The sequence below is a fragment of the Allorhizobium paknamense genome, from assembly GCF_030815125.1.
Lineage (GTDB): Bacteria > Pseudomonadota > Alphaproteobacteria > Rhizobiales > Rhizobiaceae > Allorhizobium > Allorhizobium paknamense.
This window is the reverse complement of record NZ_JAUSWH010000001.1, coordinates 533762-545737: the sequence shown is the minus strand read 5'-3', so window position 1 is coordinate 545737 and position 11976 is coordinate 533762. Positions and strand designations below refer to the sequence as shown.

Sequence of the window (11976 nt, the reverse complement as noted above, 5' to 3'; positions counted from 1 at the left end):
TTCCTCGAGGATTGGAACGGCGATACTAGGAATGGACCTAAAATTCAAGTTTTTCGTTCGTACCCCCAAAAGAGGGAGTACGGAACGAGTACCAAAAAAGGTCATGCAAAAAGGGCTTCTCAACCGACAGGTGCTTGGAATAAGCACTATCCTGCTTTAAATGAATCGTATATGAATAAATCATAATACATCGGTTTGATGACAAGTCTGATGTATGTCCGATGCGCCCGGGGGCAGCGTCGATGACGTAGGCAAGGAATGTTCGAAAATGTTTGATCCAAGGGAAAAGATCGCTCTCTTTATAGATGGTGCCAATCTTTACGCAGCATCGAAAAGTCTGGGCTTTGACATTGATTATAGAAAGCTTCTCAAGGCCTTCCAGAAGCGCGGCTACCTGCTGCGTGCCTACTATTACACCGCTTTGATTGAAGACCAGGAATATTCATCGATCCGCCCGTTGATCGACTGGCTGGACTATAACGGCTACAAGGTCATTACCAAACCCGCCAAGGAATTTACTGACTCCATGGGGCGGCGCAAGGTAAAGGGAAACATGGATATCGAGCTTGCCATCGATGCCATGGAGCAATCAGAAACTGTGGATCACCTGGTTTTGTTCTCGGGGGACGGGGATTTTACAACCTTGGTGGAGGCGTTGCAGCGCAAGGGTCGCAAGGTTTCGGTTGTATCGACGATGGCAACTCAACCGCCGATGATTGCCGATGATCTGCGCCGTCAGGCTGATCACTTCATCGATCTCATCTCGCTGAAGCCGGAAATTGGCCGTGATCCGAGCGAGCGCCCGATGCGCGCTGCCGAACCTCTGGCGGCGGATCCTGCATAAATCAGATACTCAGCTGTCCTCAGGGGCATGTGTTGGTTTTTTCAACGAAAAGCGCGGCTTTCAAGGGCTGCGCTTTTCGTTTTGCGCATGTTGACCGGCGGGCCGGCTTCTTTCTTGCGCACATCATCAAGCGTGATGACATTCATCTCAAACATTCGTTAGACGATTTGGGGTCTCTGCGGCATTCTGCCGCTGCGTGAAGAGGCAATCCACCTTCTCGCGCTGGTTTTCCGCCACCTGCGGAAACCCTTCAGCCGACGGCAGAGGCCGTTTTCGTCAACCCCCAAGCTCGTTCGTTGCGTGGTTCTCCCCCGCCACGGATTTTTGCGTCTAATCACGAGAACATGAGATGAACATTCAACGGAAATCCCAGATGGGCCTGCTGCGGCAGGTGGCGCGCCTGCTCGTCCAGCCCGTCGCCCTCATCAGCCGCCTGAACTTTCGGCGGCGGCAGGTGAATTCAGTGGCCGAACTCTCGGCGCATCAGTTGCGCGACCTGGGCCTGCAATCCCAGGCGCCCCCCTTCGATGCGGAGGAGCGGCTGCGGCAAGCAAAGCTTGACGCCAGCCTGCTGATGTTTGGCCTGAATGGACGATAATACCAAGGCTCGAAGATGCTGATGCATCCTCGCCTTGAAGAGATTTCGAATATCTCAAATGCATCAAGGCTTGAGATATTCGAAAAGGGAATATGAAGGGTCATCTTCGATGACTCTTCGTATAAGACAGATGCCGCCAAGCAGACATGCTTGGCGGTTTCATGCCGTTATTCGATTGGCAATGAAGCGGGTGATGCTGGGGCCAAGCGCCAGGATCAGCAGAAAGCGCACCGTTTGCAGGGCCATGACGAAGGGCATGTCCACCTTGGTGGAGGCTGCGATAATGGCAACGGAATCCAGTCCGCCGGGGCTGGTGGCCAGATAGGCGGTCAAAGGATCGACACCGAGGAAAACTGTGAGAAGGGCGGCAAGGCAGCCGCCAAATCCGATCAGCACCAGAACCGAGGCCAGCACCTGTGGAAATGCCCGAGCGGCATGGCGCAGGAGACGGCGGGTAAAGGCGAGCCCGATACGCCAGCCCACCATGGCATAGGCCAGTGCCAGCAGCCATTGCGGCAGCTCGATGGGAATGATGTCCAGCGAGTGCAGGAGCGCCATGGCGACCATCGGCACCATCATCGTGCCCGCTGGAATTTTCAACCGGTATCCCAGGGCCGAAAAGCAGCCGGTCACGACCAGAGTGATCCCCAAGGCTTTCCAGTCGACAGGGGGAAATAGCACAAAGGCAGGGGCGTGACCGCCCGGAACCTGAAAGATGAAGGCCGCCATCACCGCCGCTGTCGAGGCCACGCAAACCACGCGCAGATATTGCATGAAGGCGACGAGGCGGGCATCGGCTCCATAGGCCTCGGCCATCAGCACCATGGCGGAGGCAGCCCCCGCCGAGGTGCCCCAGACGGCGGTGGTGCCGGGCAGCACCTGCCGCCGCGCCATCAGATAGCCGATCAGCGAACTGAGCAGAATGACGGAGAGCACCGAGCCGAGGAAGATCGGCCAGTCCTGAAGAAAGCGCTTGAGAATATCGGCGTTCAGCGCCTGCGCAATCAGGCAGCCGACGATTGCCTGGGCGGCCAGATAGGGCAGACGCGGCAGCGACAGCCGCGCCCCGTTGGTGCCGAACACGATGGCGGCAATCATCGGCCCAAGCAGCAAGGCTGCCGGCAGACCGGCATATTCCAACGCGCCACCCAGGATCACCGAGAGCAGCACCAGCAGCCCCCATTTTACGGGCGTGGGCAGGCTGGTCAGCAGACCATCCGGCACTGCGGGATCGGTGGCTTTTTCGGCGGGGGGCTGTGAGGGCAGGTGATCAGGCATTCTCAAAAAATTCCGTGCGTCAGCCGGGTGCTTTCCCGCCGCCGCTTTCGGTTGCATATCGTGGTCGCATGAAAAGGTACATGGCCTCATCAGCAGGCGCTACCCCGGATAAAGGACGTCTCTTGCCTTATGGCAAATCCGAAATCGACACGCCATGCTTTTAAAGCATTTCCAGGAAAAGTGCGCAGCGGTTTTCCGTCCGGAAATGCGGAAAAACCAGAGAGTCAAAGCATTTCCAGGAAAAGTGCGCAGCGGTTTTCCGTCCGGAAATGCGGAAAAACCAAAGAATGAAAGCAGTTCCAGGAAAAGTGGAAACCTGTTCCCTCTGTCCCAGCCTATGCTGTATAAGCAATTCTATGGAATGGACGGATCAGGCGATTGTGCTGGGCGTGCGCCGCCATGGCGAAAACAGCGTCATTGCGGAGATGATGACGCGTGAGCGCGGGCGGCATCTGGGGCTGGTGCGCTCTGGCCGGTCGCGCAGCATGCAGCCCGTGTTGCAGCCGGGCAATGTGGTGGAAGCGGTCTGGCGCGCGCGGCTGGAGGAGCATCTGGGGGATTTCCGGCTGGAGCCCCTGCGGCTGCGTGCCGGAAAGCTGATGGAGAGCGCAACGGCTGTCTATGGTGTGCAGGCGCTGGCCGCCCTGCTGCGGCTGTTGCCGGAGCGCGATCCGCATCCCCATCTCTTCGAAGCATTGGATGTGATCCTCGATCACCTGGATGAACCGACGGCGGCGGGTGAGCTTTTCATCCGCTTTGAACTTGCCGTGCTGAACGATCTGGGATTCGGGCTTGATCTGGAGCGGTGTGCGGCGACGGGATCGGCGCAGGATCTGGCCTATGTTTCGCCGAAGACGGGGCGCGCCGTATGCCGGGTGTCCGGAGCGCCTTATGCGGATCGGCTTCTGGCCCTGCCTGATTTTCTGGTGCCGCAGGCCCAAAAGGCTGCTAGCCGGTCATCCCTGATGACGGGATTTCGATTGACCGGCTATTTTCTCGATCGCCATGTTTATGAGCCGCGCGGCCTGGATTGCAGCGCCGCACGCGAAGGCTTTCTTCAGGCAATGCTCAAGGCCTTGGCCCGTGTGCCTGCGCCAGACGAAACCGAGGCCAGGGCCTGAGCGGCTTCGCTGCTCTTCCGCAGGTGATTGCCGATGGCGCGACGCAGTTCCGTGACATTGCCATAAACGCCGCCATCCAGTTCGATCACCGGATACTTCACGGCGATGAACTTGATCCGGTTGCCTTCCGGAACGCTGATTCCGACGGGTACACCGCCATATTCGATAACTTGCTTTTCCATAATACGATCCCCGCCCGCGCAATGCAGGCCAACAGATGTTTCGATTGTGATGAGGTCAGCTACGATTGACGCGTCACATTCGACAGGTGTCGAGGCCAATCCGTTTGGATGTGCCGAGCGGGCAAAGGTGCCAGGAGCGCGCGGCAGGGTGCGATGAAAAACGCATATGCTTTACCTCCTTAATGGCGTGCCGGAATGGTCCGGCAATTCTGACTAAACTTGTCCATTGGACTGGGACAAAGGTAGGTTGAGACCGCGATTTCGTCAATGGGAGGAGTGCGAAAAATAAAATAAATTTTTGCGACAGCCGTTTTGAGGCGGAATAGGGGCAAAATGAATCCGTGGTGCCGCATTTGTTAAAATAGCTTTCGCCTCGCGCCGCTATGGCACAGGTGTAACGAGTTGTGGGGCAGCCTCTTCGCGGATGGGCCAATGGACCAGCGCAGCAAACAGGCCAAGACCCACGCCAAACCACCAGACCTCATCATAAGTTCCCATACGGTCGTAAAGATAACCGCCCAGCCAGACGCCGAGGAAGGAGCCGATCTGGTGCGACAGGAACACGATGCCACCCAGAAGCCCCAGATGGCGTGTGCCGAACATCAGCGCCACCAGCGCATTGGTGGGCGGCACGGTGGAGAGCCAGAGCAGCCCCATGACGATGGCGAAGAGGATCACCGACAGCGGCGATTGCGGCAGCAGCAGAAAGGCGGTGACCGCTATCGAGCGCGCGAGATAGATCAGCGCCAGTACATAGCGCTTGGGAATTTTCTGCCCGATCATACCCACCGCCAGCGAGCCGATGACATTGAAAAAGCCGATCAGCGCCATGGCAATGACGGCATAACGCGCGTCGATGCCGATATCCCCGAGATAGGCGGGAAAATGCGCGGTGATGAAGGCCACCTGAAAGCCGCAGACGAAGAAGCCGCTGGCGAGCAACAGATAGCTGCGATGGCCCAAGGCTTCCTGCAGCGCTTCACGCACGGTCTGCTCCCGCTCCATGCCGGAGCGCGGGCCGGATTTGGCATTGCCGCGCAGCGGATAGGCCAGAAGCGGCACGCCGAGCATGATGATGCCGAGCCAGGTGAGGCTGTCCGACCAGCCGAGATGGGCAATCAGCGCCTGCGAGAGCGGCGCAAACAGAAACATGCCGGCCGAGCCCGCCGCCGTGCCGATGCCGAAGGCCAGCGTTCGCTGCTCCGGCGTGACATGCCGGGCGAAGGCCGAGAGGATGATGCCGAAGGAGCCTGCCGCCACCGCAAGCCCAACCAGAATGCCGCCCCCAATATGCAGCCAGATCGGCGCTGCCGCATGCGCCATGACGAGAAGACCCACCATATAGAGAAGGCCGGAGAGGGTGAGCACCTTGGCCGTGCCGTATTTATCCGCAAGCGCACCGAAAAACGGCTGGCCCACACCCCAGGCCAGGTTTTGCAGCGCCATGGCGAGGCCGAAGGTGGAGCGGTCCCAGCCGGTATCCTGTAACATCGGCAGCTGGAAAAAACCCATGGCCGAGCGCGGCCCGAAGGTCAGCATGGCGATGAGCGAGCCACTGGCGATAACGGTAAGCGGCAGAGACGGGGCGCGGGCTGCGGACATGAGATTCTCCTTTTCGCCACAATGGCGGCAGGAACCGCAGATCGCAAATTCTAATTTATCAAGCAAACATCAAGACAATTGAACCTCATGCGCCGCCACGCCGTTTGATCGGCCAGCCTTCGGGGCGTTCTTCGAGCAGTTCGACGCGATCGCCAGTCGAAATCTGGCCGCTTCCACGCGGAACGGCATTCCATCCGAAGAGCGGTCCCGGCACGCGCCGGTCGCCGGACATGCGCAGACGGCCCATGGCGGGCATGGGAGAGGCGCCGTCGCGGGAGCCGCTCTCCTGGTCCTGGGTGATGATAATGCAGCGTGCGCAGGGTTTGACGAGGTCGAAGCGAATGCCGTTGATGGCAAGTGCCGCCCACCTGTCCTCGGCCCAGGCCTCCTCGCAATCCACCACGATATTCGGGCGGAAGCGCTCCATGCCAATCTGTCCCTCGCCTCGGCGCTCCATATCGGCATTGAGGGCCGCCAGCGACCCGGTGGTGGTGATCAGCACCGGATAGCCATCGGCAAAGGCAAGCGGGGCATTAGGCCCTGCCCATTCGGGATTTGCCACGCGCTCGGATGCCTTATCGAAGAACACCAGGGAAAGTTTCTGTCCCAGCCAGTCCGAAAGGGTCCGGTTGACAGGATCCGGAGCGCATGCTGCATCCACCGTGCTAGACCACACGGTGACGGCGCGCCGGCCTGCGGCCTTGCTTTCATGAAAGGTCAGGCTGCGGCCATCGTTCAGCGTCAAGGTTACCTGTCCTTCGCTCAACTGCGCCTGAAGGCGGGCGAGACCGGGAAGGCTGCGCTGGCTTGCAAAGGTTCCGCTTTCATCCACCAGCATCATGCGCCGGTCGCCTCTCAAGCCTTCCGGTGTGACGGGCGAGGTACGCAAGCCGATGCCGCGGGCGCTTTTCAGCGGATAGATCGCCAGTTTGCTCACCTGCATCGTCATGCCGTAATCTCCCGCAGAAAGTCCGTGTAAAACCGTTCCAGGCTCTCGTGCCGTTCTTTCGCCAGCCGCCGCCCGGTTTCGGTCTGAAAACCGTCACTCAGCTTCAACAGTTTTTCCACGAAATGATCGAGCGCAAAACGGCTGCCATCGAGCGACCGGTCGGCAGCCCGGGGATCGATCGGGTCATAAAGGCCCGATTTCATCCGTCCTGCTGTATAAAAGCATCGCGCCACGCCCATCAGGCCTATCGCATCCAGACGGTCGGCATCCTGCAAGATCTTTGCCTCGACGCTTTGCGGTGCAATGCCTGCCGAGAAGCTGTGGGTGAGAATGGCATGAGCGACCTGATCGATCCGCTCCTTTTCCCAGCCCATGTCCTTCAGGACGTGGCAAGCCTTTTCCGCCGCCAGCCGGGAAGCCTCGGACCGGAGCGGAGAATTCTTTTCCACCGAAACGCAATCATGCAGCAAGACGGCGGCGGCCAGCACGTCCGCGTCGCCGCCCTCCAGCGCCTGAATACGCATGGCATTGTGAAACACCCGTTGCAGATGCGCCAGATCATGCGATCCGTCATCGCTGACACCGGCATGCGGCAGGAGTGCCGCGGCCAGATCCTCGAAAGGGGCGAAAGGGTTGGGCAGGTGTGTCATGAATTGAGTCTCGTTTCCGGCGGGGGTGAGAGAACCTAGAGCATAGGACCGAAAAGTGGGAACCGGTTTTCGGGAGAATCCGATGCGAAAGAATAAATCAGAGCATAGGACCGAAAAGTGGGAACCGGTTTTCGGAAGAATCCAATGTGAAAAGACTAAATTAAACTCGCCCGGACAGTCACGGCTCTTGTGGGTGGAGCGCCATCTTGCCCGCACCTGTCCGGCCCTTCTGCCAGAGACCGACCAGCAGGCGGCGCGATGGCATTTCGATCAGCCGGTTGCTGAGCATGGCGGCGGCGAGCGCTGCCAGGAGAGAGATGAGGATGGCCGGAGCCGGGGCAAGCGCTGCCAGCGGCCCCTTTCGCAGGAGAAACATCACCGGCACATGAAAAAGATAAAGCGAAAAGCTGATGCGCCCGAGCAGCCGCAGCGCAGGCGTGCTGAAAAAAGCTTTTGCAAAGGCCGGTTCAGCCGCCAGCAGAAAGACGATGCAGGCGGCGATGGCTGCCGTCGTCAAACCCCAGAAGGGAGCAAAACCCGGAAAGACAAGGCGGCTTGCAAAGAAAAAGCCCAGCAGGAAGAGGCTGGTCATGCCTTCGACCGGGCCACGGCCAGCGGCAAGGCCCAGGCCATAGGCTCTGCCGGCCAGTGCGCCCAGCAGGAAATAGGGGAGTTTCGAGGGCAGCAGAATGCCGGGGCCGGGAAAGCCGAAATAGGCAAGCACCAGACAGCCGGCGGCGATGAAGCCGCCCAGCCATGCAAACCGTCCGATGTCGGAAAAGACAAGCCATAGCAGCAGGAAGAACAGGTAGAACTGGATTTCCGGCGGGATGGACCAGAAGACGCCGCTGGAGCCCAGCATGGCGAGATGGCGCAGGAGATCGAAGCCGGACGGAATGGGCTGCACATAGGATAGCTGCGGCAGAAAGGAGAGGGCGGCCACCAGCAGCACTGCCAGCGCATAGACCGGATAGATACGGGCAAAGCGGTGGACGAGATAATCGATTGCCGTCGCTGTGGTCAGCTCCTTGCCGCCATAGAGATAGGCCATGAGAAAGCCGCTCAGGGCGAAAAACAGCGCCACCGCTTCATCGCCGATATAGGCGCGCGGCCACCACGCCGCCTCCGGGAAAATCAGCGGCACATGCGACAGAACCACGGCAAAGGCCGCAAGCCCACGCACCCCATCCAGCGTTGCGATATGCCTTGGCGTCGAAACCATGCTTCAGCCCCCCTTAGAGCATGTCGCGCAAAAGTGTGCAGCGGTTTTGCGATAACGACATGCGTTAAAACAAGAACGTAAAACACGTTGCATGAGGCTGATAAGCCGCAACGTGCTTTAGTAAATGAGGGGTGAATGATTAGCACGTTCTTGGCGCAGAACGCTGCAATTGCAGGGACATGGTAAATACGATGGGTTATTGAAGATGGCAGTTCGTATTCCTTTTTGGAATATCTCAAGCCCTTGACGCACTTGAGATATTCGAAGTCTCTTGAAGGCGAGGAGGCTGACGCATCTTCGAGCCTTGGGATAAGGTGCTCCGGGTCGCTACACGCAGTTCACGAACCCGTGATGGTTTCAACTTTTACAAATTATTATCTATAACAATTGGCTTTTGACGAGGTAGCCCAAATCAGTCTAGCCATGGGGGGCGTCTTTCCTGTGCCGAGTATTCCGGACGCATAACAACAACCAGGTTAGACAGGGGTTTTCCATGACGAGTGTGTCTTCTGCCGCAACGTCGATCTTATCATCCTACACCACCTCCACCTCCAGCCTCGATACGGATGGTGACGGCACCGTTTCCTCCGCGGAACTCGCCGCCGCCGGTATCACCCGTACGCAGGACCCGACTGTGTTGACGGACAGTGCCGCGACCAGCGCGACCTCCCAGCTTTCCGGGGATATGGCGCTTCTGCTGGCGGGCGATGATTCGTCTTCCACCTCTTCCATCTCTTCCATGCCCACTCCGCCCTCTGCTGAAGAGCGCTTTGACAGCATGGACAGCGACGGCGACGGCAAGGTCACGGAAGAAGAGTTTACCGCAGCTGCCCCCGAGGGCGTTTCGGAAGAGCAGTCTGCGGCGCTGTTCGAAAAGCTGGATAGCGAAGGGACGGGCTATATTACTGAAGACCAGTTGGCTGCCGATCAGCAGCAGGGTGGGCCGCAGGGTGGACCGCCGATGCCGCCGAGCGATATGTCTTTGGCCAGCAGCCTTACCGATGACACCGACAGCGATTCCGACCTTCTGGGGATGGATGACATCTTCTCCCAGATGCGCAGCGTAATCGAAGCCTATCAGGCAAATGAGGCCTCGACGGCAACCACAACCACGACTGAGCAGGCCGCCTGATTGGTATTGTCTCCACTCACGGCGTCTTTCCGATGCGCTGCGCCATGATCGCGTAGGGCATCCGGACTTCTCTACAGCGCCGTGCGCCATATATGGCGCACAAAGGTTCGCTATAGCACTTTAAATCTCCTGCATAATTTTATCCTTAAATCGATTAGGATTTAAGGAATTATCCATTAGGAATTAAGGGTTTTGTCCCGCGGGGCTTTTTCCGTCTTCGATCGTTCATCCTGCCCGCTCCAGAAACCATTCATGGTTTCCAGCGCCAGATGCGGATAGGGAGCATGCAGGCCGTTCGCCTCGAAATCCCGGCGAATGCGTTTCATGAAATCACAATTCACCGCCCAGAAATCACCTGCCGCCGTCCAGTAGCGCAAGGTCAGCCCGACGCTGCTTTCTCCGAGATCGGCAATGAAGATTTCAGCCTGCGGCGTGGTCAGCACGCGGCCATCCTTGAGCAGCGTGCCCAGAAGATGCTCAGCGATGTTCAGATCGTCACGATAGGAAATCCGCAAGGTGATTTCATTGCGCCGCGTCGGCTCGCGGCTGAAATTGGTGATCGGCACATTCCACAGCGTCGAATTCGGCGCCAGCCGGTAGACCCCATCCGCCGTCTTCAGTTGCGTCGCGAAGAGCCCGATCTCCACCACAGTGCCCGCCACGCTGCCGGTATCGATATATTCCCCGACACGAAAGGGCCTCAGCACCAGAAGCATGATGCCCGCCGCAATATTTTGCAGCGTACCCTGCAAGGCAAGGCCGATGGCCAGCCCGGCGGCACCCAGGGCGGCAATGATCGAGGCGGTCTGCACGCCAAACTGGCCCAGCACGGTGATGAAAACCAGGATCAGCACGGCATAGCGCAGCGCGGTGGAGAAGAAACGGGTCAGCGTCTCATCGAAACCGCGAATGCGGCGCATACCGTCATAGCTCAAACGTTGCAGCAGATTGGAGAGATACCAGCCGCCCAGCAGCAGCAGGATGGCCCCTACCACCGAAAACGAATATTGAACCGCCAGCGCGCCCAGTTGCGCCAGCGCGGTGCGGGTGGCGAGAATGAATTCGGAAGCCTGTTCATCCATGAAAATTTTCCCGTTTGCCGATCATCTCAAACCGTCGGGGCGGCTTGAGTGTTTCCAGAAAAGGTGGAGTCCGGTTGTTCCCCCGGAAACGCATAAACATTTTAGGATGCCGAAATTCTCAGGGTTTTGAACCCTGGTGCGGCAAAGGGGAAAGAATTTCAGGCCAGGGATGTTCCCGCGAAAAGAGCAAAATCCGGCAAGGGTAGCACAAAGGGTGCATTGCCATCGGCGTCGCGCCCCCTGCCGATTCGGGTCACGGCATCCACCAGCCGGCCCTTGCGCTCCAGCAGCGCGTCGCCAATCTCGATCAGCCGCCGGTTCGGCGTTGCATAGGGAGAGGCTTGCCGCAGCCGCTGTGCCAATGCGGCGTCTTCCTCCTCGGGATAAAGGGAAAGGCTGGCGATCAGCGCCGCCGCCGGTGAGCGGGAAACGCCCATCCAGCAGTGAATGAGCAGCGGCGAGGCGCGATCCCAGGCGCGCGCAAAGCCTATCAACTGCCGCACATGCTCTTCCTGCGGCGCGATGAGATTGCCGGTTCCGGCAAAGCTGATGTCATTCATCACCAATTGCAGATGCCGTCCCGGCTCGATCACGGCAGGCCGATGAAAGGCATGGTTCTCCGCCATCAGGCTGACCATGTCGCGCGCACCGTGGCGCACTGCCATCTCCGCGATGCGGCCAAGCGGACTGACGAGAATGGCCGTCATGCCGCATGGTCCTTTTCCGCCCGGCGCGCGGCTTCGATGGTGTCGAAGCGGTCGGCAAACAATTTCTGGGCTTCGGTCGCGGGCAGGGGGGCAAGCGGCAGCATGTCCAGCGTAATGGCGCGGGGCTGGCCAAAGAATTTTCGGGCTTCCTCCTGCGTAAAGCCCGCCAGCACCGTCGCCTCGAAATAGGCAGCGATGGAATCGGCCTTCTTGATCAGCGCCTTGAGCGTGGCAGAGGGATGGGCCGGAAGGCCAAAGCGCAGGTGAATGGCAGCCTCCAGCCGCCGCTCCACCGTTTTGTAACCACCGCCGACCACGGCCTTGAAGGGCGAGATCATGTCACCGATTACATATTCCGGCGCATCATGAAGCAAAGTCATCTGCCGCTCGGCAGCGCTGGCCTTGGGATTGCAACGATGGAAAATCTCCTCCACCACCACGCAATGCTGGGCTACCGAAAAGGCGTGGTCGCCATGGGTCTGGCCATTCCAGCGCGCCACGCGCGCCAGTCCATGGGCAATATCGGAAAGCTCGACATCAAGAGGCGAGGGGTCGAGCAGGTCGAGCCTGCGGCCAGACAGCATGCGCTGCCAGGCGCGACCGGGGAGT

General features: G+C 59.1%; 13 protein-coding genes. 4 read left to right on the top strand and 9 right to left on the bottom strand.

Annotation, left to right across the window (positions count from 1 at the left end):
* The first annotated feature begins 268 nt into the window (after window positions 1-268).
* Both QO005_RS02615 and QO005_RS02610 read left to right on the top strand, forming a co-directional pair.
* On the top strand, window positions 269-844 hold the full coding sequence (locus tag QO005_RS02615) for a LabA-like NYN domain-containing protein (protein WP_307156387.1): 576 nt from the start codon (window positions 269-271) through the stop codon (window positions 842-844).
* 349 nt (window positions 845-1193) lie between these two features.
* Window positions 1194-1442 (top strand): YjiS-like domain-containing protein, encoded by a 249-nt coding sequence (locus tag QO005_RS02610; RefSeq protein ID WP_307156386.1) that lies wholly within the window; start codon window positions 1194-1196, stop codon window positions 1440-1442.
* Window positions 1443-1601: 159 nt separating this feature from the next.
* On the opposite strand, the gene QO005_RS02605 is transcribed toward QO005_RS02610, so the two are convergent.
* Entirely contained in the window at window positions 1602-2720 is a 1119-nt protein-coding gene (locus tag QO005_RS02605; protein WP_307156385.1) for an AbrB family transcriptional regulator, read from the bottom strand.
* A 356-nt stretch (window positions 2721-3076) separates the two neighbouring features.
* Between QO005_RS02605 and recO the strand changes: the two genes are divergently transcribed.
* Window positions 3077-3841 carry a DNA repair protein RecO gene (gene recO, locus QO005_RS02600; protein WP_307156384.1) on the top strand — a complete coding sequence of 255 codons (765 nt, stop codon included), beginning with the start codon at window positions 3077-3079 and terminating at the stop codon, window positions 3839-3841.
* On the opposite strand, the gene QO005_RS02595 is transcribed toward recO, so the two are convergent.
* The 5 genes from QO005_RS02595 to QO005_RS02575 form a co-directional block, all read right to left on the bottom strand.
* Window positions 3778-4023, bottom strand: a complete 246-nt coding sequence (locus tag QO005_RS02595) for a hypothetical protein (protein WP_307156383.1) — start codon at window positions 4021-4023, stop codon at window positions 3778-3780. The genes recO and QO005_RS02595 overlap by 64 nt on opposite strands.
* A gap of 381 nt (window positions 4024-4404) precedes the next feature.
* On the bottom strand, window positions 4405-5625 hold the full coding sequence (locus QO005_RS02590) for an MFS transporter (protein ID WP_307156382.1): 1221 nt from the start codon (window positions 5623-5625) through the stop codon (window positions 4405-4407).
* Window positions 5626-5710: 85 nt separating this feature from the next.
* A complete protein-coding gene (locus tag QO005_RS02585) occupies window positions 5711-6568 on the bottom strand; it encodes an MOSC domain-containing protein (RefSeq protein WP_307156593.1) in 858 nt (285 codons plus the stop codon).
* 2 nt (window positions 6569-6570) lie between these two features.
* Window positions 6571-7224, bottom strand: a complete 654-nt coding sequence (locus tag QO005_RS02580; protein WP_307156381.1) for an HD domain-containing protein — start codon at window positions 7222-7224, stop codon at window positions 6571-6573.
* 178 nt (window positions 7225-7402) lie between these two features.
* The gene (locus QO005_RS02575; protein ID WP_307156380.1) at window positions 7403-8446 is read right to left on the bottom strand and encodes an acyltransferase family protein; all 1044 of its coding nucleotides are present in this window, start codon (window positions 8444-8446) and stop codon (window positions 7403-7405) included.
* Between the two features lie 493 nt (window positions 8447-8939).
* On the opposite strand from QO005_RS02575, the gene QO005_RS02570 reads away from it, so the two are divergent.
* Window positions 8940-9578 (top strand): EF-hand domain-containing protein, encoded by a 639-nt coding sequence (locus QO005_RS02570; protein WP_307156379.1) that lies wholly within the window; start codon window positions 8940-8942, stop codon window positions 9576-9578.
* Window positions 9579-9754: 176 nt separating this feature from the next.
* Here the strand turns inward: QO005_RS02570 and QO005_RS02565 are convergent, their stop codons facing one another.
* The 3 genes from QO005_RS02565 to QO005_RS02555 all read right to left on the bottom strand — a co-directional run bounded on the left by QO005_RS02565 (window position 9755) and on the right by QO005_RS02555 (window position 11951).
* Window positions 9755-10660, bottom strand: coding sequence for a mechanosensitive ion channel family protein (locus QO005_RS02565; protein ID WP_307156378.1), 906 nt, complete (start codon window positions 10658-10660; stop codon window positions 9755-9757).
* A 158-nt stretch (window positions 10661-10818) separates the two neighbouring features.
* Window positions 10819-11367, bottom strand: coding sequence for a tyrosine phosphatase family protein (locus tag QO005_RS02560; RefSeq protein ID WP_307156377.1), 549 nt, complete (start codon window positions 11365-11367; stop codon window positions 10819-10821).
* Window positions 11364-11951: a YfbR-like 5'-deoxynucleotidase gene (locus tag QO005_RS02555; RefSeq protein WP_307156592.1), complete on the bottom strand. Its 588-nt coding sequence runs from the start codon at window positions 11949-11951 to the stop codon at window positions 11364-11366. The genes QO005_RS02560 and QO005_RS02555 overlap by 4 nt, the downstream gene beginning before the upstream one ends.
* Window positions 11952-11976: the final 25 nt, after the last annotated feature.

Excerpts from the sequence above, each read along its gene's own strand:
- QO005_RS02615 (WP_307156387.1), top strand. The coding sequence starts at position 269 with ATGTTTGATCCAAGGGAAAAGATCGCTCTCTTTATAGATGGTGCCAAT.
- QO005_RS02610 (WP_307156386.1), top strand. The coding sequence starts at position 1,194 with ATGAACATTCAACGGAAATCCCAGATGGGCCTGCTGCGGCAGGTGGCG.
- QO005_RS02605 (WP_307156385.1), bottom strand. The coding sequence starts at position 2,720 with ATGCCTGATCACCTGCCCTCACAGCCCCCCGCCGAAAAAGCCACCGAT.
- recO (WP_307156384.1), top strand. The coding sequence starts at position 3,077 with ATGGAATGGACGGATCAGGCGATTGTGCTGGGCGTGCGCCGCCATGGC.
- QO005_RS02595 (WP_307156383.1), bottom strand. The coding sequence starts at position 4,023 with ATGGAAAAGCAAGTTATCGAATATGGCGGTGTACCCGTCGGAATCAGC.
- QO005_RS02590 (WP_307156382.1), bottom strand. The coding sequence starts at position 5,625 with ATGTCCGCAGCCCGCGCCCCGTCTCTGCCGCTTACCGTTATCGCCAGT.
- QO005_RS02585 (WP_307156593.1), bottom strand. The coding sequence starts at position 6,568 with ATGCAGGTGAGCAAACTGGCGATCTATCCGCTGAAAAGCGCCCGCGGC.
- QO005_RS02580 (WP_307156381.1), bottom strand. The coding sequence starts at position 7,224 with ATGACACACCTGCCCAACCCTTTCGCCCCTTTCGAGGATCTGGCCGCG.
- QO005_RS02575 (WP_307156380.1), bottom strand. The coding sequence starts at position 8,446 with ATGGTTTCGACGCCAAGGCATATCGCAACGCTGGATGGGGTGCGTGGG.
- QO005_RS02570 (WP_307156379.1), top strand. The coding sequence starts at position 8,940 with ATGACGAGTGTGTCTTCTGCCGCAACGTCGATCTTATCATCCTACACC.
- QO005_RS02565 (WP_307156378.1), bottom strand. The coding sequence starts at position 10,660 with ATGGATGAACAGGCTTCCGAATTCATTCTCGCCACCCGCACCGCGCTG.
- QO005_RS02560 (WP_307156377.1), bottom strand. The coding sequence starts at position 11,367 with ATGACGGCCATTCTCGTCAGTCCGCTTGGCCGCATCGCGGAGATGGCA.
- QO005_RS02555 (WP_307156592.1), bottom strand. The coding sequence starts at position 11,951 with ATGCTGTCTGGCCGCAGGCTCGACCTGCTCGACCCCTCGCCTCTTGAT.